Annotated in this window: 25 protein-coding genes and 1 tRNA gene; 13 read left to right on the top strand and 13 right to left on the bottom strand. The window is 68.0% G+C overall.

Going from position 1 to position 23,792, the window contains the following annotated elements; translation table 11 throughout:
- Positions 1-259 precede the first annotated feature (259 nt).
- The 5 genes from ACFYPG_RS12620 to ACFYPG_RS12600 are packed head-to-tail and all read left to right on the top strand — an operon-like array spanning position 260 to position 4,347.
- Positions 260-994, top strand: a complete 735-nt coding sequence (locus ACFYPG_RS12620; protein ID WP_355006047.1) for a hypothetical protein — start codon at positions 260-262, stop codon at positions 992-994.
- Positions 987-1,391, top strand: a complete 405-nt coding sequence (locus ACFYPG_RS12615; protein WP_355006048.1) for an HIT domain-containing protein — start codon at positions 987-989, stop codon at positions 1,389-1,391. The genes ACFYPG_RS12620 and ACFYPG_RS12615 overlap by 8 nt, the downstream gene beginning before the upstream one ends.
- A gap of 23 nt (positions 1,392-1,414) precedes the next feature.
- Positions 1,415-2,959, top strand: coding sequence for a PEP-utilizing enzyme (locus tag ACFYPG_RS12610; RefSeq protein WP_387351909.1), 1,545 nt, complete (start codon positions 1,415-1,417; stop codon positions 2,957-2,959).
- Positions 2,956-3,762: a PEP/pyruvate-binding domain-containing protein gene (locus ACFYPG_RS12605; protein ID WP_355006050.1), complete on the top strand. Its 807-nt coding sequence runs from the start codon at positions 2,956-2,958 to the stop codon at positions 3,760-3,762. The genes ACFYPG_RS12610 and ACFYPG_RS12605 overlap by 4 nt, the downstream gene beginning before the upstream one ends.
- Positions 3,763-3,789: 27 nt before the next feature.
- Complete coding sequence (locus tag ACFYPG_RS12600) at positions 3,790-4,347, top strand: histidine phosphatase family protein (RefSeq protein WP_387351907.1); 558 nt, start codon at positions 3,790-3,792, stop codon at positions 4,345-4,347.
- Between the two features lie 213 nt (positions 4,348-4,560).
- Here ACFYPG_RS12600 and ACFYPG_RS12595 read toward each other — a convergent pair.
- Positions 4,561-4,647: transfer RNA gene (locus ACFYPG_RS12595), tRNA-Ser, on the bottom strand.
- Between the two features lie 75 nt (positions 4,648-4,722).
- Here ACFYPG_RS12595 and deoD point away from each other — a divergent pair.
- Positions 4,723-5,430 (top strand): purine-nucleoside phosphorylase, encoded by a 708-nt coding sequence (deoD, locus tag ACFYPG_RS12590; RefSeq protein ID WP_074315244.1) that lies wholly within the window; start codon positions 4,723-4,725, stop codon positions 5,428-5,430.
- 122 nt (positions 5,431-5,552) lie between these two features.
- Here deoD and ACFYPG_RS12585 read toward each other — a convergent pair whose 3' ends face one another.
- The 4 genes from ACFYPG_RS12585 to ACFYPG_RS12570 are packed head-to-tail and all read right to left on the bottom strand — an operon-like array spanning position 5,553 to position 9,047.
- Entirely contained in the window at positions 5,553-6,752 is a 1,200-nt protein-coding gene (locus ACFYPG_RS12585; protein ID WP_355006051.1) for an ABC transporter permease, read from the bottom strand.
- The gene (locus tag ACFYPG_RS12580) at positions 6,752-7,435 is read right to left on the bottom strand and encodes an ABC transporter ATP-binding protein (protein WP_355006094.1); all 684 of its coding nucleotides are present in this window, start codon (positions 7,433-7,435) and stop codon (positions 6,752-6,754) included. Before ACFYPG_RS12580 ends, ACFYPG_RS12585 begins: the two co-directional genes overlap by 1 nt.
- An 8-nt stretch (positions 7,436-7,443) precedes the next feature.
- On the bottom strand, positions 7,444-8,538 hold the full coding sequence (locus ACFYPG_RS12575; protein WP_355006052.1) for a peptidoglycan-binding domain-containing protein: 1,095 nt from the start codon (positions 8,536-8,538) through the stop codon (positions 7,444-7,446).
- Positions 8,535-9,047 carry a hypothetical protein gene (locus ACFYPG_RS12570; protein ID WP_355006053.1) on the bottom strand — a complete coding sequence of 171 codons (513 nt, stop codon included), beginning with the start codon at positions 9,045-9,047 and terminating at the stop codon, positions 8,535-8,537. Before ACFYPG_RS12570 ends, ACFYPG_RS12575 begins: the two co-directional genes overlap by 4 nt.
- 142 nt (positions 9,048-9,189) lie before the next feature.
- Between ACFYPG_RS12570 and ACFYPG_RS12565 the strand changes: the two genes are divergently transcribed.
- Both ACFYPG_RS12565 and ACFYPG_RS12560 read left to right on the top strand, forming a co-directional pair.
- Positions 9,190-9,846, top strand: coding sequence for a response regulator transcription factor (locus tag ACFYPG_RS12565; RefSeq protein ID WP_355006054.1), 657 nt, complete (start codon positions 9,190-9,192; stop codon positions 9,844-9,846).
- Entirely contained in the window at positions 9,843-10,997 is a 1,155-nt protein-coding gene (locus ACFYPG_RS12560) for a HAMP domain-containing sensor histidine kinase (RefSeq protein ID WP_355006055.1), read from the top strand. Before ACFYPG_RS12565 ends, ACFYPG_RS12560 begins: the two co-directional genes overlap by 4 nt.
- A gap of 14 nt (positions 10,998-11,011) precedes the next feature.
- Here ACFYPG_RS12560 and ACFYPG_RS12555 read toward each other — a convergent pair whose 3' ends face one another.
- From ACFYPG_RS12555 to ACFYPG_RS12540, 4 genes are all read right to left on the bottom strand, one after another.
- Complete coding sequence (locus ACFYPG_RS12555) at positions 11,012-11,458, bottom strand: nucleoside deaminase (RefSeq protein ID WP_208648837.1); 447 nt, start codon at positions 11,456-11,458, stop codon at positions 11,012-11,014.
- A 145-nt stretch (positions 11,459-11,603) separates the two neighbouring features.
- On the bottom strand, positions 11,604-12,131 hold the full coding sequence (locus ACFYPG_RS12550; RefSeq protein ID WP_355006056.1) for a tRNA adenosine deaminase-associated protein: 528 nt from the start codon (positions 12,129-12,131) through the stop codon (positions 11,604-11,606).
- A gap of 116 nt (positions 12,132-12,247) precedes the next feature.
- On the bottom strand, positions 12,248-12,415 hold the full coding sequence (locus tag ACFYPG_RS12545; protein ID WP_167362451.1) for a hypothetical protein: 168 nt from the start codon (positions 12,413-12,415) through the stop codon (positions 12,248-12,250).
- Between the two features lie 111 nt (positions 12,416-12,526).
- Positions 12,527-12,916 (bottom strand): hypothetical protein, encoded by a 390-nt coding sequence (locus tag ACFYPG_RS12540; protein WP_355006057.1) that lies wholly within the window; start codon positions 12,914-12,916, stop codon positions 12,527-12,529.
- 64 nt (positions 12,917-12,980) lie between these two features.
- On the opposite strand from ACFYPG_RS12540, the gene ACFYPG_RS12535 reads away from it, so the two are divergent.
- Both ACFYPG_RS12535 and ACFYPG_RS12530 read left to right on the top strand, forming a co-directional pair.
- On the top strand, positions 12,981-13,742 hold the full coding sequence (locus ACFYPG_RS12535; RefSeq protein WP_355006058.1) for a peptidoglycan DD-metalloendopeptidase family protein: 762 nt from the start codon (positions 12,981-12,983) through the stop codon (positions 13,740-13,742).
- Position 13,743: 1 nt separating this feature from the next.
- Positions 13,744-14,817, top strand: a complete 1,074-nt coding sequence (locus ACFYPG_RS12530) for a PHP domain-containing protein (protein ID WP_387351904.1) — start codon at positions 13,744-13,746, stop codon at positions 14,815-14,817.
- A 29-nt stretch (positions 14,818-14,846) separates the two neighbouring features.
- On the opposite strand, the gene ACFYPG_RS12525 is transcribed toward ACFYPG_RS12530, so the two are convergent.
- Positions 14,847-15,827, bottom strand: a complete 981-nt coding sequence (locus ACFYPG_RS12525; protein ID WP_387351902.1) for a DMT family transporter — start codon at positions 15,825-15,827, stop codon at positions 14,847-14,849.
- A 132-nt stretch (positions 15,828-15,959) separates the two neighbouring features.
- Between ACFYPG_RS12525 and ACFYPG_RS12520 the strand changes: the two genes are divergently transcribed.
- A complete protein-coding gene (locus ACFYPG_RS12520) occupies positions 15,960-17,630 on the top strand; it encodes a DUF885 domain-containing protein (RefSeq protein ID WP_387351900.1) in 1,671 nt (556 codons plus the stop codon).
- Positions 17,631-17,701: 71 nt separating this feature from the next.
- Here the strand turns inward: ACFYPG_RS12520 and ACFYPG_RS12515 are convergent, their stop codons facing one another.
- Both ACFYPG_RS12515 and ACFYPG_RS12510 read right to left on the bottom strand, forming a co-directional pair.
- The gene (locus ACFYPG_RS12515) at positions 17,702-19,216 is read right to left on the bottom strand and encodes a DUF6114 domain-containing protein (RefSeq protein WP_355006061.1); all 1,515 of its coding nucleotides are present in this window, start codon (positions 19,214-19,216) and stop codon (positions 17,702-17,704) included.
- A gap of 74 nt (positions 19,217-19,290) precedes the next feature.
- On the bottom strand, positions 19,291-19,905 hold the full coding sequence (locus ACFYPG_RS12510) for a DUF6230 family protein (protein WP_357204048.1): 615 nt from the start codon (positions 19,903-19,905) through the stop codon (positions 19,291-19,293).
- A gap of 400 nt (positions 19,906-20,305) precedes the next feature.
- On the opposite strand from ACFYPG_RS12510, the gene ACFYPG_RS12505 reads away from it, so the two are divergent.
- Positions 20,306-21,046, top strand: a complete 741-nt coding sequence (locus tag ACFYPG_RS12505; RefSeq protein ID WP_387351897.1) for a class I SAM-dependent methyltransferase — start codon at positions 20,306-20,308, stop codon at positions 21,044-21,046.
- 76 nt (positions 21,047-21,122) lie between these two features.
- Here the strand turns inward: ACFYPG_RS12505 and ACFYPG_RS12500 are convergent, their stop codons facing one another.
- Entirely contained in the window at positions 21,123-22,328 is a 1,206-nt protein-coding gene (locus ACFYPG_RS12500; RefSeq protein WP_387351895.1) for a DUF3068 domain-containing protein, read from the bottom strand.
- A 111-nt stretch (positions 22,329-22,439) separates the two neighbouring features.
- Here ACFYPG_RS12500 and ACFYPG_RS12495 point away from each other — a divergent pair, with 111 nt between their 5' ends.
- Positions 22,440-23,696, top strand: a complete 1,257-nt coding sequence (locus ACFYPG_RS12495) for an acyltransferase family protein (protein ID WP_387351893.1) — start codon at positions 22,440-22,442, stop codon at positions 23,694-23,696.
- Positions 23,697-23,792 lie beyond the last annotated feature (96 nt).

Here is a 23,792-nt window from a genome sequence, read left to right as displayed (position 1 = left end):
TCGCGGATCGACCGGGCGTTTCGGCACTACAGAGCGGTGGCGGAGGGATGAGCGGGAACTCCAGGAGCTCACGAATCGTGGCAACCAGGAGATTTGCCGTCGCGTCCCGGACCGTGCGATGGCGTGCTGACGACAACGAGTGCCAGATGTCCGCCATGATCGTTCGGCCTGAATACCAGGATTCACAACCAGAAACTGTCGGGTTCTTGTCAGACTCGCGGACACACCGCCCCGTAGCCTCAGCTATGCGGCAGCCGCCGTGGTGATTGAGCCGCGGAAGGATGGGGAATTGATTCCGCAGCGCAGCCTGTTTACGGTCTACTTCCTAGTATATGCGCTTGCAGCGGCAGCACATTATCAACTCACGCGCGGCGTTCACCTGTCGATTGCACCCTCGAAGGTCGTGGCATCCGCGAGTTTCGCAATCGGACCCGCTTTTTTGGTCGTGGTGGCATTCAATAAATGGCTCTGGCGACCAAGACTGGTCAGGAAGCTATTCGGAATCGACACCCCAGATGTATCGGGGCGCTGGACTGGCCACCTCAGATCAACCTACACAAACCATCAGTTCGACCACTATATGGTGCTTGAAATCTGGCAGACTCTGACCTCCATCGATGTTTGGTACTATGACCAAAACGCCGTCACGCACAGCCTGGTAGCTGGGTTTGTGCGGAACGGCACCGGCGGGCCGATGAGGCTATACAGCCTTTACTTGAATCAACCGATAACGACACAGTACCGAACGTTGCATACTCACAACGGTGTGATGGATCTAGTCGTCAATACCGAGGAGAACCAAATCACAGGAACCTACTTCAACAACCCACACCAGCGAAAGACCTACGGTGAGATAAGGGTTACAAAGGAGAGTAGAAAACGCCTTGGGTCGTTCGGCCCCCACGGTACGAACACCCAGGAATATCCGAAGCGGGGAAGCGTGCGCAACGCTCCCTCTACTGGTTCGAACGTAGGAGTTGCAGACGATGGGTGAGCTCAGGGACTCCTTCGAGTTGGACGACCTCCGACGTGGAGCATTCTTTATAGAAACAGACCTCGCGATCTATAGTCGACGTCTGACTAACGAGCCGATCCTCGGATCCGGCCTCATAGTTCCGAAGCGCCACGCTAGAACGTTATTTGACCTGACAGCAGATGAAGTAGCGGATATTCACAAGTTGCTGCTTGACGCCAAGGCCTACCTGGAAAGAGAATTTAACCCCGACGGATACACCGTAGGCTGGAACGTTGGAATAGTTGCTGGGCAGACAGTTCAGCATGCCCACCTACACGTAATCCCACGTTTTGCCACTGATCCACAAAGCGGCCTGGGCATCCGCTACTGGGTGCGACAACAACGAGAAGCCATTACCGCAGCTGAAGTCGACTAAGACCCCTTCTGAGGTGGTGCCCGTTGAATTTTCCCCTACCGTCCTCCGACTGGCTAGTAGGCTCTGTCAACCTGGACGAGGACCTCCACTACTCGTCATATTTCCTCAGAGCCGCCACCGGAGCCTTCGGCGACCATGCCACGCGATACGGTCGCCTCATCTCCGTCTACCATGGCACTAAGGAGATTTATTTTGTCGAAGACCACGAGGCAAGAAAACGCGCCTTTGCACTCATCGAACAATTGCGTGAGGGCGACGTTGCCTCTGAAATGATCGCCAGCCTTGCGGACAAGGTCAGCGAATTCGAGCGATATGCACGCAAGACTTCCTTGAGTCATCGTCGAGGTTTCACCAAACTTCCGACTGCCATGCGCTTCTACGAGGCACACGATCGAAAGTTACGAAAGCTGTATTCTGTAGCTCGGATACCTGAGGTGCTTGACCGGGGCCGCCCTTGGTTCACGGATCATCTCAAATCGCTTCTAGCTGATCGACTTGAGCAAGATGTTACGTCCGACGACGTATCACGGGCTTTCGTCAGTCTCACGCTCGGCGACCCAGGAAAACCGGCTCGTACGGGGGTTCTATCGGGCGCCGGATATGTGCACCTCATACGGCAGCTGTCCACCTCTGAATTGTCGGAGACAGACCTTGAAACCATGTCCGAGAACCCAGGCCTTGCTCATCAACTACTCTCGCCTGACGTCCTCTCGCGCTTAAAGCTCGAATTTGACAACAAGAGGTTCCTCTCTTACCACGGATACGTGCGCCGCAGTCCACCCGCATTCGACGATTTTCTTGCCAGGTTTGTGCGGGATGTCAACGTTGCCCGCAGCCGCCCGAGTTCTCAACTGGGTGAGGGCAATGTTGCCCCGCACAAGTTCAGCAGAGCGCTGGACATGGACAAGGAACTTGTCTCGTTGTTTCGCTTCTATAGAACGATCGGGTACCTCAAGCTGAGGCGGCGCATTGCCCAGCTCCGCCTGTTCCCCATCCTGGATGATTTCCTTCGCCTAGCTGCCGAGGTGACGGCTACAAGGGAATGGGATCTGCGCCGAATGATGCCCGAGGAGTTGGTCGAATACGTGACGAGTCGCGGACAGTCCCACCCAGGTATTGGGAACCGGTCCAACGAATGTCTGGCCCTTTGGTCCGCTGACGGCGTCTGCATCAGCACCTCGCCCAGCCTTACAGAGGATTGGCTTGGGTTTTCGAACGATGCCGCGCCTGTTCTGGCCGGCGATCTGACTGGCGAACCGGTATATCCCGGTGTTCGCCGAGGTCGCTGTATCGTGCTCGACCGCTCGATGTTTGATAGATCTGAGGCGCTTCTATCCGACGATTATGTGCTGGTTAGCGAAGCCACGGACCTGGACATGCTTGATTTGATGATTTCGGCGCAAGCGGTTGTCACATCTCGCGGGGGCATCACCTCACATGCCGCAACGATTTGCAGAGAGTTGGCCATCACGTCGGTCGTCGGGGTCAGGAATGCCTCGCAAATTCTCCGAACAGGCATGTTCATCGAGGTTGATGGCAGTCGAGGTGTCGTCAAGGTTCTCACATGACCGGTGGTGCAGGCGTCGCCATTGGACCTGGTAAAGCCTTGCCCATTGTCCAACTTTCGGAGGCCGGTGATCCTTCAGCATACGGCGGAAAAGCCGTCAAGTTGGGGAGGTTGATTCAGCTGGGATTTCCCGTGCCGGACGGTGCAGCACTATCGGCTAGCGCCGCCGCGGATATAGCCAACAATCCGAAGGCAGTACAGAATCAAACTCTTTCTCGCCTTATGGAGCACCTACCGATTCGTGATCAGTCCTATCCACTCGTCGTCAGGAGCTCGGCCGTCGGCGAGGATGGCGAGCGCACGAGCTGCGCCGGGATGTACGAGTCGGTTCTCGGGATTGATCGGGAGCATCAGGAACTAGCGACAGCGATAACCGATGTTGTCCGTTCCTATGACACCCCTCGTGCCGCACTTTATCGTCGCCTTACTGGAATCAAACCCTCCTCTTCTGGGATGGCGATTGTAGTCCAGGAATTGGTTGAAGCGCGGTGGAGTGGAGTCGCTCATTCATCTACGATTTACAGAGGCATGACGGCCATGGTGATCGAATTTGGCCGAGGTCTAGGCGGTGGCGCGTCAGACACTGCCGACAGCAACAGGTACGTCATATTCCGAAATGCCGCGCGAGCTCGCGAGTTGGTGTCTGGAAGTGAAGGAGCTCCCGTAGAACTGCTCAGATCCGTAGAAGCATGCGTCTCAGAGATCGAGAAGCTTTTCGGTACAGCGCAGGACGTTGAATGGGCTGCGGACGATAACCAGTTGTGGGTAATCCAATCTCGTAGGCTGGTCAATTCGATCTGGTAGCGGAACTGGGCCCCCAGAGGAGTCACGTTGAGTTTCATCGTAACGTTCTTCGCTCATGGCACGACGTTGGACAACGAGGCTAACATCGCCACTGGCTGGATGCCCGGAGAGCTGTCCCTGCGGGGTCGGGGGGAATGTGCCCAGCTTCGCCATCAGATTGCACCGACCACCTTTGATGGCGTGTTCACCTCAGACCTCGCGCGATCAATCATGTCAGCGCAGATCATATTCGAGCCTGCATATTCGATCGAAATCGACTCCCGATTGCGGGAGTGTGACTATGGTGCAATGACGGGCGCGGCCGCCAGTGAGGTATTCTCTTGTATCCATAATCACGTTGAGGAACCCTTTCCCGGAGGGGAGTCCCTGTTAGACGTTCAGGAACGCGTCGCAAGCTTCGTTGAGGGTCTCCGCGAGGGTGGTGCTCCTGGCTCCAACATTGCGATTGTTGGCCACCAGGGCACGCAGCTTGCGTTGGAGGTCCTTCTGAACGGGAAGTCCTGGGCGGAAGCCCTATCCGAGGATTGGCGTGGCTCAGGGCGGTGGCGACCAGGCTGGCCCTATCACGTGCAGGACGAGCCGTAGTTCCCTTAGCCTATTCGACTGTCAGGCGCTGCAGGCGTCGCGCCGTCGTCGTGGAAAGCTCCTGCCCAGGGTCGTGGTCGCCGTCGTCTTGCTGTCGAACCGGTTGGGTCTGAGCATCACGCGCTCTGCGGGTGTGAGACAGCCCGGGCTCAGCCACGAACGAAACGCCCGGTCGATCCTCGCGGATCGACCGGGCGTTTCTGCACTACAGAGCGGTGGCGGAGGGATTTGAACCCTCGGAGGGCGTTAACCCTCACACGCTTTCGAGGCGTGCTCCTTAGGCCGCTCGGACACGCCACCGCCGACGAGGGTACAGGACCGCCGGTTCCGACGCCGAACCGGTATCGCCCGGGCCGGCCTGGCAGGATCTTTGCCATGAGTACGCACATCGGCGCGAAGCCGGGCGAGATCGCCGAGCGGGTCCTGATGCCGGGCGACCCCCTGCGGGCCAAGTGGATCGCGGAGACCTACCTCGAGGGCGCTACCTGCTACTCGACGGTTCGGGGCATGCTGGGTTTCACCGGCCGCTGGAACGGCGTCGAGGTTTCCGTCCAGGGCTCCGGCATGGGCATGCCGTCGGCCTCCATCTACGCCCACGAGTTGATCAACGAGTACGGCGTGAAGACGCTGATCCGGGTCGGCTCCTGTGGTGCCCTCAGCACCGACCTGCAACTGCGGGACGTGGTGGCCGCGATCGGGTCGTCCACCGACTCGAACATGAACCGGATGCGCTTCGACGGGCTGATCGACTACGCCCCGGTGGCCGACTTCGGGCTGCTGCGTACGTCGGTCGAGGTGGCCGAGCGGCGCGGCATCACCATGCACGTGGGGCCGATCCTGGCGGCGGACGCCTTCTACACCGACCGGCCGGACCTGTACGACACCCTCGCCGACTACGGCGTGCTGGCGGTGGAGATGGAGTCGGCGGCGCTCTACACGATCGCCGCCCGGTTCAAGGCCCGCGCGCTGACCGTGTTGACCGTCAGCGACCACATCAAGACCGGCGAGAAGACCACCTCGGAGGAGCGCGAGCAGACCTTCAGCCAGATGGTCGAGATCGCCCTCGACACGATCATCGCCTGACCTGTTCGGGCGGCAATACCGCGAAGAGCGTGATGACTGTGAGGCATCAAGATGACTCCCAGTCATCACGCTCTTTCGCATCAGACCACCGGGCCGCAGCAAGTCGGACGGCGGCCAGCAAGTCAGACGGCGGCCAGCGCCTCGGTCGGCGCGAGGCGGGCGGCACGCACCGCCGGGTAGAGGCCGGCGAAGCCGCCGATGACCACTGTCGCGCCCACCCCGCCGAGCATCGCCCAGGCCGGTACCACTGCCGGCCAGCCCTGCGACAGCGCGTAGCCCGAGGTGACCAGGATGCCCAGCACCACCCCGCCGATCCCGCCGAGCGCGGAGAGCAGCAGCGACTCGGTGAGGAACTGGGCCCGTACCTGACCACGGGTGGCGCCGAGTGACCGGCGCAGGCCGATCTCGGCTCGGCGTTCCAGCACCGAGATCACCATGGTGTTCGCCACGCCGACCCCGCCGACCAGCAGGGCGACAGCTCCCAGGCCCAGCAACAGGCCGGTGAACGCGTCGTCGGTCGCCTCGGCGGCGGCCAGCGCGTCCGAGGGCCGGGACACCTCGACCTCGTTCGGAGCCTCCGGGTTGGTGGTCGCGCCGAGCACCGATCGGACCGCGTCGACCTGCGACTCCTGCGCCCGGGTGTAGACGGTGGTCGGGTGACCGTCGAAGCCCAGGTACTCGGCCGCCGCCGCCCAGCCGACCAACGCCGACGTGTCCAGCTCCGGGGCGAGCGGTGCGGCGGCGAGGGTGCCGACCACGGTGAACGGCCGCCCACCCAACCACACCTGCACCTGCGGGTCCGCTGAGGTGATCCCGAGCCGCTGCGCGGCGGTGGCGCCGAGCACGACCGCCGGGTAGCGGGCGGTCGCCTCGTTGAGCCAGGTGCCGGTGGTCACCTTGGCTCCCACGGTGCCGAGCAGGTCCAGTCGGGCCGCCCGGGTGGCGATGCCACCGGTCTCCGCCGTCGGGATCCGGTCCGAGCGGTACACCTTGGCGTCGGGCACCTGCCCGGTGGCGGACACCTCTGTCACCGGGCCGATCCGCCCGATCATCGCGATCGACTCTTCAGGCAGTTGCGCGTCCGCGCCGAACAGTGTGGTGCCCGCCTCGACGGTGAGCAGGTTGGTGCCGAGCGCGTCGAGCGCCCGCTCCAACTCGGCTCGGGACGACGAGGAGATGCCGACCACCGCGATCATCGCCGCGATGCCGATCGCGATGCCCAACGCGGAGAGGAACGCCCGCAGCGGACGGGTCCGCAGCCCCACCCCACCGACGCGCACGACGTCCATCGGCCGCAGTCGGGCCGGGGTCAGCGTCGCCATCAGTCGACCCCGCCCGGTACGAAAGCCGAGTCGTGCCGCACCGCGCCGTCGCGCATCCGCACCTGCCGGGGCAGATTTCCCGCGATCTCCCGGTCATGGGTGATCACCACGACGGTGGTGCCGGCCCGGTGCAGATCGTGCAGCAACTCCAACACCCCGGCCCCGGAGTGCGAGTCCAGGTTGCCGGTCGGCTCGTCGGCGAGCAGCACCGCAGGCTCGCCGACCACCGCGCGGGCCACTGCCACCCGCTGCCGCTCCCCACCGGACAGCTCGTGCGGCCGGTGCCCCAACCGGTTGCCCAGGCCGACCCGGACCAACGCGGCCTCCGCCCGTTCGCGACGCCGCCGCAGCGGTACGCCGGAGTAGAGCAACCCGTCGGCCACGTTGTCCACGACCGGGACGCCGGGAGCGAGGTGGAACTGCTGGAAGACGAAGCCGATCCGGGTGGCCCGCAGCGCGGACAACTCCCGGTCGGTCAGCTTCGCCGCGTCGTACCCGTCGATGAGCACGCTGCCCGACGACGGCCGGTCCAGGGTGCCGATCAGGTGCAACATGGTCGACTTGCCCGATCCGGATGGGCCGACGATCGCGACCAACTCGCCGCGACCGACCCGCAGCGACACGTCGTCCAGCGCGACGACGCCGCCGGCGTACCGCTTGCTGACCCGGTCGAGCACGATCACGTCGCTGCTCACCTCGGCACCACCACCGTCGTGCCCTCGGTGAGGCCCGCCGCCGAGACCTCCACCCGGCCGTCGGTGAACAACCCGGTGGTCACCGCGAGGACCCGGCTCGCGTCGCCATCGGCGACCTGGACGCCGTAGCCGCCCTCGGCCAGCGCCAACAGGGCAGCCACCGGCACGGTGAGCACGTCGCGGCGCTCCGAGACGGTGAACGTGACGTCCGCGCTGGCCTGGTCGAAGCCGGCGAGGGTCTTCGGGTCGGTCACCGCGACCGTCACCTCGATCTTCGTCTCGGCTTCGCCGGCCTGCCCGTTGGCACCGGCCGCGCCGGCCTGGACGACCGTCTCGACAGTGCTGACCGTGCCCGCCACCGTCCGGCCGTCCGGCAGCCGCACTGTGACCTTCGCGTCGCGCTTGGCCAACCGCTGGTCGTCCACGTCCAACTCGACGGTGACGACCCGGCTGGTGCCGGTGTACGTCAGCACCGCCTTGCCGGGGTGGGTGAGATCACCGACGTCGACCTGGTGGCTCTCCACCCGGACCTCCCGGTCGGCGTACACGATCCGCCCCGGCTCGACCCGACCGGTTTCGGTCAGGCCCAGGTCCTCCTGCCAGTCCCGGACCGCGTCGGCGGTGGCGCCGGTGTACTCGTCGTCGATGGTGAAGCCGGTGTAGCCCAACGCTCCGAGGTTCCGTTCGAACTGCGCGACATCGGCTCCCTCCACCCCCGGGGCGAGGGTCCGGTACGCGGGCAACCCGCCGTAGAGCAGCACCACCTCCTCGTTGTCGACCAGGTAGAGCGCCTTGCCCCGCCGTACCGTCGACCCGGTGGCCGGCAGCCCGGTGACGGTGCCGTTGAGCTTCGCCGTTGCGGTACGCGTCGCGCCGTACCCCAGCTCGCCGTCAGCGGTCTCGGAGTCGGCGAGGGTCTGCCGGGTGACGGTGGCGGTGGCGGGAGGCGCGCTGCCGGCCTGGGCCCGGCCCCCGTCGGTGCCGCCGCCCCCGAAACCCACCGCGGCGACCACGCCGACGGCGGCGACCAGCAGGACGACGCCGCCGGTGACGGCGGCGCGCAACCGTGAGCGTCGGATGGCGATGGTCACCGGCCACCCCCGAACTGCGGCGCGTGCTGCCGGCACTTCTCCATCGCGGCCTTCATGGCCGGGTCGCCGAGGTTGATCGCATTGCCCTGCGTCCCGATGCGGACCCGCCCGTCGGCGTCCGGGTCCGGGAAGTCCGGCACCCCGTTCTCCCGCATGCACTTGGCCAACGTCCGCATCTGCTCGGCCTGCTCGGGGTTGAGCTGCGGTCCCTGCCCACCGTTGGGCAGCTTGTCCTGGCACTTCTCCATGGCCGCCTGGACCTTCTGCTGATCCACGTCCGCACCGAACCGGAAGTTGGGACGCCCGCCCGCCTCGGGGTCGGGCATGTCCACCCCGTTCTCCCGCATGCATCGGGCGAAGGCGAGTTGTCGCTCCGAGTCACTGGCCGGCGTGCCGCTCGCGGTGGCCTCGGCCTTCGCCCCGCCGGCGGTCGCGACCCCGCCGCCGTCGTCGCCTCCCGCGCCGCACGCGGACAGTGCCAGGGCGAGCAGGACCGGGATCGCAAGCATCTGTCGTCGCATGGTGTCCGCTTCCGCTCAGGTCCGGCGCGGTTCGCCGAACGTGACACCCAGTGCACGGCAGCGGGCGTATCCCCGGCGTTACCGTCGGCGGTTATGCCGCCGTTACGGCACCCGGAGCACCATTGGGGGGGTGAGAGTGCTGGTGGTCGAGGACGAGAACGTGCTGGCGGACGCCATCGCCGAGTGGCTGCGTCGGGAGTCGTTCGCCGTCGACGTGGCGTACGACGGGGACGCCGCGTTGGAACGGCTCGGCGTCAACGAGTACGCAGTGGTGGTCCTGGACCGGGACCTGCCGGTGGTGCACGGCGACGACGTGTGCCGGGCGATCGTGGACGCGGGCGGGGAGACCCGGGTGCTGATGTTGACCGCGTCAGCGGCGGTCCGGGAACGGGTGGCGGGGTTGGCGCTCGGTGCCGACGACTACCTGACCAAGCCGTTCGCCCTGGTCGAGCTGTCGGCCCGGGTGCACGCGCTGACCCGCCGGTCCCGCCCGGCGGCGCCGCCGACGCTGCGTCGCGCCGGCATCCAACTCGACGCGGCCCGCCACGAGGTACGCCGGGACGACCGGCACGTGGCGCTGTCCCGCAAGGAGTTCGCGGTGCTGGCCGAGCTGCTACGCGCCGACGGCGCGGTGGTCTCCGCCGAGGACCTGCTGGAACGCGCGTGGGACGAGCACATCGACCCGTTCACCAACGTGGTCCGGGTGACCGTCATGAAGTTGCGCCGCAAACTCGGCGACCCACCGGTGATCGAGACGATTCCCGGGGCGGGGTACCAGATCCGATGAAGCGTCTCACGATCCGCGCCCGCCTCACCCTCATCTACGGCGGGCTCTTCCTGTTGGCCGGCGTGGTCCTACTCGCCGTCACGTACGTGCTGGTGGATCAGCGGATGGCGCAGCCGTTCGGGGTGAGCCTGCGCGACCTGCCCAAGACCTCCCCCGTGACGCCCAGCGGGCAGAACGTCGACAACCTGCGCACCCTGTTGCAGGAGGTGCAGGACGAGGCGAAGCGCAACGCGTTGGAGTCGCTGCTCACGCAGGGCGGCATCGCGTTGATCGTGGTGTCGACGGTGGCGATCGCGTTCGGCTGGCTGCTCGCCGGTCGGGCCCTGCAACCCCTGCTCCAGATCACCGGCACGGCCCGCCGGATCGCCGGCGCGGACACCGCCGGCCGTGGCCTGCACGAGCGGATCGCGCTCACCGGCCCTCCCGACGAGGTACGCGAACTCGCCGACACCTTCGACGAGATGCTGGAACGGCTGGACCGCTCATTCGACGGGCAGCGCAGGTTCGTGGCGAACGCCTCGCACGAGCTGCGTACGCCGCTGGCGCTCAACCGTGCCCTGGTGGAGCTGGCCATCACCCGCCCGGACGCCTCGGCGGAGACCCGGCGACTGGGCGAGTCGCTGCTGGCGGTCAACGAACGACACGAGCGGCTGATCGACGGTCTGCTGACCCTGGCCGACTCGGAGAACGAGCTGACCGAGCGTACGCCGGTCGACCTGGCCGAGGTCTGCACGCACACGACCGACCAGGCCGGGAAGCAGATACCCGGCGTGCCGGTCCGGCGGGCCCTGGCTCCGGCGCCCACCAGCGGCGACCCGGTGCTGTTGGAGCGGCTCACGTTCAACCTGGTGGAGAACGCGCTGCGCCACAATCTGCCCGCCGACGGCTGGGTGGAGGTGCGCACCGGGTTGGTCTCCGGCCGACCCACCCTCACCGTGACCAACACCGGCCCGGTCGTCCCCGGCTACGACGTCGAGACGATGTTCCAGCCCTTCCGGCGGCTGTCGCGTGAGCGGGTCGTCGGGGCGCGGGGCTTCGGGTTGGGGCTGTCCATCGTCCGCGCGGTGGCCCGAGCCCACGGCGGCACCGCCGAGGCGCAGCCCCGCCCGGACGGTGGTCTGATCGTCACGGTCACCCTGCCGCCGGCCTGACCGGCGACCCGGCCTCAGCGGAAGAACGCGCGCAGGACGGTGGCGGTCTCGGCCTCCAGCACCCCGCCGTAGACCTCGGGACGGTGGTTGAGCCGACGGTCGCGCAGCACGTCCCAGAGCGATCCGGCAGCGCCGGTCTTGGGCTCCCAGGCACCGAACACGACTGTGGAGACCCGGGCCAGCACCAGCGCACCGGCGCACATGGTGCACGGTTCGAGGGTGACCACCAGGGTGCAGCCGTCCAGCCGCCACCGACCGGTGCGCTCGGCGCCCCGACGCAGGGCCAGCACCTCGGCGTGGGCGGTGGGGTCACCGGTCAGCTCGCGCTCGTTGCGTCCGGTGGCCAATTCGGTGCCGTCCGGCCCGTAGAGCACCGCCCCCACCGGCACGTCGTCGACGTCGGTGCTGACCGTGTCGTCGACGGGTGGACCGGCGACGGCCACCTCCAGGGCACGGCGCATCCACAGCTCGTGCCGCTGTCGTCGGCCGACCTCGCCCAGGTCGGCCAGGCCCTCGTGCGCGCCGGGTCCGGCGCGGCGCACCGCGCCGGGGGTCGGCTGGCCCGGTCGGATCGACTCCAGCGACGGATCGGTGGCGTCGGCCGGCTCAGACCTCACGCAGCTCCTCGACCTCGTCGGCGCAGCCGAGCACCTGGCAGATCTCGACTGTGACGTCCGCCGGCATCATCCCCTCGTGGGTGCAGAGGGTCAGCAGCTTCTGCGCGGAGATGCCCAGGTTGGCCAGCAGGTCGGCGTCGCCGACCGGATCGGCCTCCGGGTCGACGACGGGCTGCTCGGTCTCCTCGTCGCCGGTGCTCACCGGGCGTGGCTCGTCGTCGCCGTCGAGCCCCGTGACCGAGGTCTTCAGGTCACCGACCAGCAGCGACCCGAGCTGCGACTCCTCCGCGTACGCGGAGTCCGAACCGAAGACCCGCAGGTCCTCGCCCTCGTCGAGGCGCAGGATCACCAGGTAGGCGTCGTCGGCCTCGACGAAGAGCAGCGACACGTCGGCCTCCAGGTCGACGTCACGCAGCCGGTCGGCAACCTCGTCGATGTCGGTGGCGCCACGCAGGCTGACCTCGGCGGCGGTCCAGCCACTGTCGTCGCGCACCACGGCCGCAGCGAAGTACGACACGGTCCCCCCAATAGCCTCGACACAGCGTCGACTCGTTACGCGTGCACGTTAGCCGGTCGGGTCGGCAGGCGACCCGTCAACGCCCCGAAGGGCGGGTCATTCCTGACAAAGTCGGATCAGCCGACGACTCGACGGCGGGTGGCGATGAGCTGGCGCAGACGCTCGGTGCGCTGCCGCTGCGGTCGGCTGCGCTGGCGGACCGCCCGGGCGCCCGCCAACTCGGCCAGCAACTGCAGTCGACGGCGATTGCGATCGGGATCCTGCCGGGGAGTGGTCCAGGCCATAGTTGCGAGCGTGCCGAGTCTCGGCGGCCACGTCAAGACGGCGTTCGCTACGCAGCCAACCGGGCACTCGGTGCAGTCACCGAGCACCGTTTCGGGGCCCGTCCGCGCCGGTCACCACAGCGGCCAGTCACCACTGGTGGCCCAGCGGACCGCCACCACCGCGGCGGCGATGCTCCAACCACCCGCCGTGACGATGGCGACCCCGGTGGCCACCCCTCGGTCACCGAAGCGCACCAGCACCAGGGCGGTGGCCCAGGCCAGCAGGCCGGCGAACACCGTCCACCACGCGTAGCTGGCCACGTCGGTGCCGAGCAGGCCGAACAGCAGCAGCCAACCGGCCGCCGCGCCGCCTCCGACGGCGACACCAGCGCCGGTGACCGGGTGCGGCTCGCGGTAGGTGGGCCGTGGCGGTGGCCCGGAGGGGAAGAGACCCGACGGGGTACGCGGAACCGGGCGTGCGGCGCCGAAATCGGGGCCAGGTTCGGGTCGGGCAATGGTCACCGTCGCTGCCCTCCCTCACGCGTGCCGCTCGTGCCCACGGTACCGGCTCTGCCAGGATGACCGGATGTCCTCGCCGACGATCAGCCGCCGCGCTCGTCCGGCGTACCCGATCCTGCTGTTGCTCGCCCCGGTGCTGGCCGCCGGCTGCGCGACCACCCGGCCGGGGGTGCCCGACGGCGCCGCGCCGACGCCACAGTCGGTCTGGGCGACCGCCGACCAGCCGGCGTCGCAGCCGCCCACGCCGGCGGCGACCGACCCGAGCTCCCCGGCGCCGTCGGCGGCCAGGCCGTCGACGGCGGCACCCCGCACCGGGCTGAAGCATGTCTTTCCGGTACGCGCCGACAACGTCGACTACCACCCGACGCACGGGGCGTACCCGGCGACGGACCTCTTCGCCGACTGCGGCGAGCCGTTCGTGGCGGTGACCGACGGGACGGTGCTGGAGGTGAGCCGAGTGGACCGGTACCGCAAGCGTGGGCCGCAGGGCCCCGACAACGGCGGCCTGTCGGTCGCCCTGCTCGGGGACGACGGGGTGCGCTACTACGGCTCCCACCTGAGCGTCGTGACCGGCGGAATCGACGCCGGGGTACGGGTCCGCGCCGGGCAGCAGCTCGGCAAGGTGGGCCGTACGGGCAACGCGAACAACGTGTGTCATGTGCACTTCGGCATCTCGCCGGCGTGCGCGGGCAAGGACGGCTGGTGGATCCGGCGCGGGGTGATCTGGCCGGCGCGTTACCTGGACTCCTGGCGGCGTGGCGGCAACCGGGAGCCGGCCACCGAGGTCACCGCGTGGCAACGCAAGCGCGGTTGCCCGAAGGCGCCCTGACATGACTCGCGCGAGAGATCCCATCGCCGACCTGCGCCGGATCGCCTTCCTGTTGGAACGGGCGAACGAGGCCACCTACCGGGTACGCGCGTTCCGGTCGGCGGCGAAGGCGCTGGCTGGCATGCCTGCGGCAGAGCTGACCGAACGGGTCGGCAACGGCACACTCACCGAACTGGCCGGGGTCGGTGACGTCACGGCCCGTTGCGTGGCGGAGTCCCTCGCCGGTGAGGAACCGGTCTACCTCCGCCGTCTGGTGGCGACCGAGGGCAGCGACCTGGACGCCGAGGCCACGGCGCTCCGCGCCGCCCTGCGCGGCGACTGTCACACCCACTCGGACTGGTCCGACGGCGGCTCACCCATCGAGGAGATGGCGTTGGCCGCTGTGGAGTTGGGCCACGAGTACCTGGTGCTGACCGACCACTCGCCCCGGCTGACGGTGGCCCGGGGGCTGACCGCGGAGCGGCTGCGCCGGCAGCTCGACCATGTGGCGCAGGTGAACGCGGCGCTGCCCGAGGGTTTCCGGATCCTCACCGGGATCGAGGTGGACATCCTCGCCGACGGTTCCCTGGATCAGGACGACGACCTGTTGGCGCGGCTCGACGTGGTGGTCGGGTCGGTGCACAGCGGCCTGAAGGACGAGCGGTCGAAGATGACCCGGCGCATGCTGAAGGCGGTCGCCAACCCGCACCTGGACATCCTCGGGCACGTCACCGGCCGGATGGTGTCGTCCCGCCCGGCCGGGGTGACCGGTCCGGGCGATCGGGGGCACCGCGCGCGGACCAGGGCGGAGAGCGACTTCGACGCGGACGCCGTCTTCGCCGCCTGCGCCGCGCACGACACCGCCGTCGAGATCAACTCTCGGCCGGAGCGGCAGGACCCGCCGAAGCGCCTGATCCGTCGCGCCCTGGAGGCCGGCTGCCGGTTCGCCATCAACACCGACGCGCACGCGCCCGGCCAACTCGACTGGCAACGGTTCGGCTGTGAACGCGCCGCCCTCTGCGGCGTCCCCGCCGACCGCGTGATCAACACCTGGTCGGCGGAGCAACTGGTGGCCTGGACGCACACCCGCACCTGATCCCCGGGGCTGACCGAAACTGTGCTCTGTCAGCTGCGGGCGGGTTCGGCGGCGGGTGTGGCGGGAGCGCCGACGCCGATGACCGGGCTGCTCCGGCGACGACTGAACATCCCCTGCGAGACAGCGACCCCGAGCAGCACAATCAGCGCGCCGACCGGCTGGTGCCAGTTGAGGCGTTCGTCGAGCGCCAGCGCACCGATCAGCACCGCGAAGATCGGGACCAGGTACGTGACAGTGGACGCGGTGCTCGCGCCGGCCAGCCGGATGTTGCGCATGTTGATCACGAACGCGAGCCCGGTGCCGAGCGCGCCGAGGGTGAGCACACTTGTCACCACCCCCGCCGACAGCTCGGTGGGCAGCGGCGGCAGGCCGGCGACGAAGGGGGCGACGATGGCCAGCTGCGCGGCCGCGAGCAGCAGTTGCGCGGTGGAGAGCGACAGGCCTGAGTACGCGCTGTCGGCGACGAACCGCTTCTGGTACGGGATGGCCAGCCCGTAGCAGGCCGCCGCACCGAAGCACATGAGCTGCCCGGTGAAGTGCGCCCCGCCGATGCCCTCCCAGACCCCGAGCACCACCAGCACCCCGACGAAGCCCAACCCGAGCCCGACCGCACGGCGCGCTGTGAGCCGCTCGGTGCGGAAGACCAGCACCGCCAGCGGCAGCACGATCAACGGCGTGGTGGCGTTCCAGATGCCGGCCAGCATCGACTCGACCCGCTGCTCGCCGTAGCCGAAGAGGGTGAACGGCACGGCCACGCCGAAGGCGGCGACGACGGTCAGGTGCGCCCAGACCCGGGGCTCGTGGGGCAGCCGGTCGCGCAGCACGGCGAGGACCACCAGCAGGGTCAACGCGCCGGCGACGACCCGGTAGAGGGTGAGTTGGACCGGGTGCAGCTCGGCCACCCCGACCTTGATGAAGAGAAAGCTGGAACCCCAGATCGCGGCGAGGGCGACAAAGCCGGGCAGCCAGGCGCGGACCGGCGCCTTGTCAGGAGTGGTATCGGTGTTCACCCCTGACACTCTGCCGCAACCGTACGACAAATGTCGCGCGCCTTTCGGCAGTCACGCCACGCCCGAACCCGCAGCTCCAACACGACAAAACGTCGGCGACACGGGGGTGGGGTGGTCCCGTAGGGTCGCAGCGTGGGACGAATTGATGAACTCGCCAACCGCTACGTGGCCGAGTGGGCGCCGTTGAGCCCCACCGGCGCGACCTTCGTCGGCATCGCCGGCCATGACGACCAGCTCGACGACCTCTCGCCCGACGGCTACGGGGCGCGCGCGGACCTCACCCGCCGGACCCTGGCCGAGCTGGAGGTGACCGAGCCGGAGGACGAATCGGAACGAACCGCCAAGGAGGCCATGCAGGAGCGGCTCGGCCTGGACCTCGCCAGGTACGACGCCGGTGAGGTGACCAGCGAGGTCAGCGTGATCACCAGCGGGCTGCACGAGATCCGCATGGTGTTCGACCTGATGCCCACCGCGACCAGCGACGAGAAGGCCAACATCGCCGCCCGGCTCAACGGCTTCGGTGCCGCGCTGGAGGGCTACAAGACCACGCTGCGGGAGGCGCTCGCCGCCGGTGAGGTCAGCTCCAAGGTGCAGTTGGTCGAGGTGGCCAAGCAGTGCGACATCTGGGTCGACCCGACCGGTGACAACTTCTTCCACGGGTTGGTCGAGCGGCTCGGGGCGGAGGGCACGCTCGGGGCGGAACTGCGCCGGGGTGCGGCGGCGGCGACCGCGGCGACCGCCGAGTTCGGCCAGTTCCTACGTACCGAGATGGCCCCGCACGGGCGGGACAAGCAGGCCGCCGGTCGGGAGCGCTACGAGCTCGCCTCGCAGTACTTCCTCGGCGCCAAGGTCGACCTGGACGAGACGTACGCCTGGGGCTTCGCCGAGCTGGCCCGCCTGGAGGCGGAGATGCGGGTCGTGGCGGGGCGCATCGCCGGCTCCGGCGCCACCGTCGACGAGGCCGTGACCAGGTTGGACGCCGACCCGGCCCGGACCATCCAGGGCAAGGAGGCATTCCGGGACTGGATGCAGGCGCTGGCCGACAAGGCGATCACCGAGCTGCACGGCACCCACTTCGACATCCCCGAGCAGGTCCGCCGCATCGAGTGCTGCCTCGCCCCGACCAGCGACGGTGCCATCTACTACACCGGCCCGAGCGAGGACTTCTCCCGCCCGGGTCGGATGTGGTGGGCGGTGCCGCAGGGCATCAGCGACTTCTCCACCTGGCGAGAGGTGACAACGGTCTACCACGAGGGCGTGCCGGGTCACCATCTCCAGGTGGCGCAGACCGCCGTCCGGGCCGACCTGCTCAACCGCTGGCAGCGGCTGCTCTGCTGGGTCTCCGGGCACGGTGAGGGCTGGGCGCTCTACTCGGAGCGGCTGATGGACGAGTTGGGCTACCTGGAGGATCCGGGCGACAAGCTGGGCATGCTCGACGGCCAGGCGATGCGCGCGGCACGGGTCATCGTGGACATCGGCATGCACCTGGAGCTGGAGATCCCGAAGGACAATCCGTTCGGTTTCCACCCGGGCGAGCGGTGGACGCCCGAGCTGGGCTGGGAGTTCATGCGGGCGCACTGCCGGGTTCCGGACGAGAACCTGCGCTTCGAGCTGAACCGCTACCTGGGTTGGCCGGGGCAGGCGCCGTCGTACAAGGTGGGTGAGCGGATCTGGCTCCAGGCCCGCGAGGACGCCAAGGCCCGCAAGGGAGCCGATTTCGACCTGCGGGAGTTCCACCGGCAGGCGTTGGACCTGGGCGCCCTGGGTCTCGACCCGCTGCGCCGGGCGCTGGCCCGGCTCTGAGTCGCTGATAGCTCCCGGTGCTGGCGGCTCGTCTTACCGCCAGCACCGGGAGCCATCGGAGCGGGTGTCGTTCAGCCGAGGGCCAGTGCCAACGACGGCCGGGCGGTCAGCGTGTCACTGGTGACGTACGCCAGATCCATCACCGGGTCGGTGAACGTGATCGAGATCGGCAGGGTGACCGGGATCCCGTCCGGCAACGGCAGGTCCGGGGTCAAGGTGAGCTTGATGCCGAGCAGCTTGCCGACGAACCGGGTGGAGTAGAAGGCCACGTCACCGCGGACGGTCAGCCGGTCGGTCTTGTATCGCTGGGTGCGCCCGTCGGGGCCGTCGGCGACCAGCAGGAAGTCGTCGGTCACCGCCTCCCGCATGCTGAACTTCAGCACCTTGAGGCTGCCCCTCTCGGTCCGCAGTTCGGTGGTCCCGTCGAACCGCAGCCCGGTCATGGTGACCTTGGAGCCGGTGAGCTTGGACGGCAGCTGGCCCACCATTGGCAGATTCGGGTCGGCCGCGATGCGGGGCAGCGGCTTGCCCGGCTCCGCTTTGTCTGGCTTGTCGGGTGTCGTGGCCCCGGGCTTGCCTGACCCGCCCGGGTTCGGTGACGGGCAGGCCGTGGACCCGGGATGGGCCGTCGGCCTGACTGTCGGCTTCGCCGACGGGCTGGCGGTCGGGGTAGCCGACGGCGTCGCGGTCTTCTCGCTGCGTCCACCGGTGAGCAGGTCCCCGATCTCGTCCAGGATGTCGGTGATGATGTTGCCGTCCCGCTCCGGGCTGGCGCTCGGTGTCGGGGTCGGCGTCCTGGTGATGGGAGTGGTGGCGCTGGGCGACGGCGTGCCGGACCGGGACGGGGTCGGGCAGGCGATCGCGGCGGGTCGGGTCGGTGCGGCCTGCACCGCTCTGGGCTGGGTGGCCAGGCCGGTCGCGGCGAGGCCCAGCACCAGCAGTGCGACTCTGAACACCCGAGGATCAGCAGAACGTCCCGGCCACTCGGGGGGTGCGCCCGCGTCGGTCGCGTCGCCCGCCGGGCGGTCCACCGGTTCGCCGGCCGCGTCGGCCTGCACGACTCCGATCCGCTCCGTGTCGAGCCGTTCGACTCCGCGCTGCTCGGCGTGGGGCTGATCCGCCTCCGCCTGATCCGCATCGACCTTTTCGGCGACGGGCAGTTCGGTGTCGGACAGGTCAGCAGCGGTTGGCGCGGGTCGGATCGGGGTCCAGGCGAAGGCGAGCGCGCTGCCGACGATGCCGAGCAGCAGACCGACGAAGAAGCCGCCGAGGTTGAGTCCGATCAGCGAGTAGACCGATGTGACCGCCGCGACGACCGAGTAGAACAGCCGCTGCGCCGGGCTCAACCAGAGCAGCAGGGCGCAGGTCACCAGGATGACCGGGATCAGAAGCGAGAGCAGACCGGTGGCTCCGCTGTGGAAGCTCAGGCCGTTGATCGTCATCCGGGTGGAGGCGAACATCGCCACCCCAGCCAGGGCGATGAAGAGACCACCCCAGAACGGTCGGCTCCGCTGCCAGCGGCGGAAGGTCTGCCACGCCTGGGCCGTACCGCCGGGCCGGGCGTGGGACGCGTTCGCGGTTGTCACGTACTCCTCCTGGCGGAGCGGGACGGGGACAGGGCCGGGGCCCGCGGTGGTCGGCCAGCGCGGACCCAGTCACCTCAGAAGCACTCCTTGCCCTTGGCGTCATCGCCCACGTTGACCTTCAACCGGAGGCCGACCAGGTTGAAGGTGGCCGCCGTGGTGTAGCGGGACACCTGCTGCAGGTTCGTGATGGTGACGTGGTCGGAATTCTGGCCGAACGAACCCTTCTGCGCCGTCGCGTTCAGGTCCGTCGCGTCCCGGCCAATCTTGATGTTGGTGAACGTCGCGTTGCCGTCGAGCGAGTCCATGGCGATCAGCAGGTCCTTGGCCCGGGCAGGCTCCTTGCCCTCACCGGCGTTGATGGTGAGCACCACCGGCAGGCCGGGCAGGTCGGAGCGGACGGACTGGCAGAGGTTGTAGAGCTCTGCGCTGCTGATCTCGGCGACGGCGATCGGGTGGGTCTTGCCGTTCTCACCCTTCTCGCGGACGACGCCGCCGTACTGCTTGAAGCCGTCGCCCTCGAGACGGGCCGCGCCGATCTTGAACGTCTGTCCGGACACGGTGACGTCGGACGCGATGGCGCCGGTCGACATGCCGAACAGGATGGCGCCGACGGCGGCGGTGGCGGGGACCGCCATGGCGGCGAACCGCCGCCACCGGGTACGACCCTGATCCTCAAACCGATCCTGCACGGGTTCCTCCTCAGGTGGCCGGTCCCGGACTGGCGGCCTCGCACCGGGCCCGTCATGTGTTACCGGCGGGTAACGATCGAGCCTGATCGTGCACCCGTTGCGGCGCGGCTCACAACCCCCTGACCATCCGGCGGCAACACGAGGGCGACCCAACAGCGGCTCGACGTCACGAATCGTGGAATTACCTGTGTGGATAAAAGCCTCTCTATATGACAAATACGGCAAAACCGTGCCCCCCGACAGCGGAGAGTGGCGAGGCATCGACGAATTACAATTAGATAACGGATGTAAAGTACGCAGGTCGCGGAGAGCCGTTCGGCTCGTCCTCCCGTCCGAACATCCAGGCGATCCCGGAGACAGCAGGACCCCACCGAACGGCCCGAGGTCCTAGGGTTTCGGCGTGCATCTGAACGACGTGCGACGCCACTGGACCAAGCTCGGAGCTGAAGATCCACTCTGGGCCGTACTCGTTGAGCCCGGCAAACGCGGCGGACGGTGGGACGTCGGGGAGTTCCTGGCCACCGGCCGTACCGACGTCGAGGAGACGACCGGCCAACTTCGCCAACTCGGTCTGCCCACCCGCTGGGAGCGGGTGCTCGACTTCGGCTGCGGCGTCGGGCGACTGTCGCAGGCACTCGCCCCACACGCGGACGAGGTCGTCGGTGTGGACATCGCTCCGACCATGCTGGAGGCCGCCCGGCGACTGAACCGGAGCGCCGAGAACATCCGGTTCGTCCTCAACGACGCACCGGACCTGAGCCAGTTTCCCGACGGTCACTTCGACCTCGTCTACAGCGCCCTGGTGTTGCAACATCTGCCGCGCCCCGCGATCGATCACTATCTGGCCGAGTTCCTGCGCGTGTTGCGGCCAGGCGGCACCGCCGTCGTCGGGTTGCCAACCGAGCGGGGGCATACGGCCAGGGGCATCGTCTGGCATCTGGCGCCGTCCCGCCTGATCAGCTGGGCACAGTGCCACCTGCTCAACTATCCGGCGCCGATGAAGATGACTGTCGTCCCGCACACCGACATGGTGCGACTCATGGCCGCACACGGCGGGGACATCGTCGGGCAGTGGCGCGATGTGCTGTACAGCGAGGACTGGGTCTGCACGCGGTACGCCGTGCGCCGCGCAGGGCATTAGAGGCAGGTGCCGCTCCACGACTGAGGGGTGGACCGCATCGCGGCCCACCCCCCGGTCGTGCTTCCTGTCGTACCCGTCAGCGCTGCTCCACCTCGCCGTGCGCCGGGCGCTGGGTCGGCACCGTCGGGTCCTCGGACTTCCAGTTCGTCGACGCCGGCGGGATCTCGTCGGTCAGTGGACCGCCTGCGGGCTCGGTCCTGGGCTGCTCGGCGGTCTCCGCGTCGCGTACCGGTTCCTGGTCCACCCGGGTCCGAGTCGGGTCGGTGCCGGGTGCCACAGCCGGGTCGGCGCGGTGCCGGGCAGCACCGTCGTTGGTCCGCGTCACCAGCCATACGCCGACGACGAGGGCGATCAGACCCAGGACGCCGGCGGCGATCGGGCCCCAGAAACTGATCAGGCCGATCTTGAAGCGGTTGTCCTTGACCGTCTCGACACTGCGAGTGACAGTGTCGTCGTTGTAGTTGAAGTCCGCGTCCAGCAGCACCGTGGCGGTGCCGGTGTCGGGGCGCAACTCCTTGTTCTGCTGTTCCCGGACGTTCACGTAGGAGCCCGTCACCGGGTCGATCCAGAGCGTACGGGTGTTGCTGTAGACGATCTGACCGCTGGTGGCGCCGGGGGCGAACCTGCCGAGCAGCGGCTTGAGGCTCGCCTCCGGGGTGTTCAACACCTCGTTCTCGATTCGCTGCTCGAAGCGGTACGCCTCGATGCCCTTGATCTTTTCCGTGCCGACGAACTTGGCCGGGACGGCCCGCTTCAGGTCACGGTCGAAAACCTGGTAGGCCCGCTTGTCGGTGCCGAACGGGAACTTGTAGATCTGGCCGGAGTAACTCACGTTGCCGACCGGAGTCTGCTCCGCGCCGCTCTCGTTGAGCCACTGCTCCTTCCACGGGGCGGCCGCGCCGGAGATCCGGTCGAGGGCCAGCTCGGTGCTGTACTGGCTGACCACATCCGAGGTGTCGGCACGCCTGACCGTCTGGTACACGTCCCAGATCACCGCGTCGCCCTTGAGTTCCTCGGGTAGCCGGTCCCTCGTGTCGTCCGGCTGAGGAATGACCTCGACGCTGGAGACGAGGTCACCTTGCAGGACCTCGATGCTCACCGACTCGCCGACACGAGTGATCTTCAGGAACTTGGCGTTCTTCGCCTCCGCGACGGACGTCGTTGGTTCAAGATCATAAGGGAGCTTGGTCACGGAGGGGGCCACGTAGAACGGCAGCCCAGCCGCGAAGACCAGCAACAAAACACCGAGCCCGAAGAGCGCGGCGCCCACGCGAAGCTTCACTCATCCTCCTGTAGCCTGCCGCCCTACGACCTGTTGTCCGGGGCACCCGATCCTTAACATGGCGGGAGGTTACTCCCCGGTCACCTTCAAAGCGACCCCCTGGATGTCCAGATGTCCACAGCCGCCGCGCCAACAGTTCCGCAGACTTCGGTAACCGACCGACTCCCCGCCCTCGACGCGCTGCGAGCAATTGGCGCTGTGGCGGTCGTCGGCCACCACGTCGGGTTTCAGACCGCCGCCACCATGAACACCACGTGGGGCGGATGGCTGGCCCGGCTCGACGTCGGCGTTGCCATCTTCTTCGTGCTCTCCGGATTCCTGCTGTTCCGACCGTGGGCACTGAGCGCCGCAACGGGACAGGCCCGACCGCGCGCCGGGCGGTACCTCTGGCGGCGGGCCCTACGAATCCTGCCGGCCTACTGGCTGGCGGTGCTGGTCTGCCTGATCGTCCTGCCGCAGAATCAGCCGGCATCCGCCGGTGACTGGATTCGCTACCTCACCTTCACCCAGATCTACGGGCCGGGCCAGTTGCGCTCCGGGCTCACCCAGACCTGGAGCCTCGCCACCGAGGTCGCGTTCTACCTGATCCTGCCGCTGGTAGCCGTGCTCGCTGTTGGTCGGTCATGGCGTCCCGTCCGAACCGTCGTGATCGTCTGCGGGGGTTTGTTGATTACTGCGGGATGGCTCGCCCTCTTGGGGTTCGGCTGGCTCAGCAACGGCCTGCACACCATGTGGCTCCCCTCGTACGCCGCCTGGTTCAGCGCAGGGATGGCCCTGGCGGCGGCGCACGTCGCCCTGCGCACCGGGACCGCGCCCGTCGCCTTCCGCGTACTGGACGACCTCGCCTCCGCACCGATTGCCTGCTGGGCAGCGGCGGTCGGCCTGATGGCGATCGCGACGACGCCCATCGCCGGCCCCCGCGACCTCGCCGGCCCGACAGCCGCCGAGTTCGCCGTCAAGCTGGCCCTGTACCTCGCGATCGCGACACTGATCCTGATCCCGGTGGCCTTCGGTGGGCGGACGCGGGTCAAGGAGGTCTTCGGCGCCGAGTCCGCCCGATGGCTCGGCACCGTCTCGTACGGACTGTTCCTCTGGCATCCGCTGGTCATCGAATTGATCTACCTGATCGACGACCGACCGCTCTTCACCGGCGGGCTGTTCAACACCTTCGCACTCACCATGGTCTTCGGTCTGGTGTACGCCACCGTCAGCTACTACGGCGTCGAGCGGCCCCTGCAGGTGCTCGGATCGCAGCGTCGAAAGCGACCGGCCAGGCGCGGGCAGGCGTCCGGCACACCCGCCGTCGACGTGGCCGCACCGGCAGTCGCGGCGCCGACGGTCACGCCGGCACCCACGGTCAACGCGTAGCGCCAGTCGATCAGCGCTGCCCCATAGGGGCATTGCCGGCCGGCACCCCAGCCCCTAGTGTGACGCGCGTCCCTAAATTACTTGAGAGTAGGGTTC

Origin of the sequence: Micromonospora sp. NPDC005553 (assembly GCF_042871765.1) — a bacterium.
In the GTDB taxonomy this organism is placed as follows: domain Bacteria; phylum Actinomycetota; class Actinomycetes; order Mycobacteriales; family Micromonosporaceae; genus Micromonospora.
This window is presented reverse-complemented; position numbering and strand designations above follow the sequence as displayed.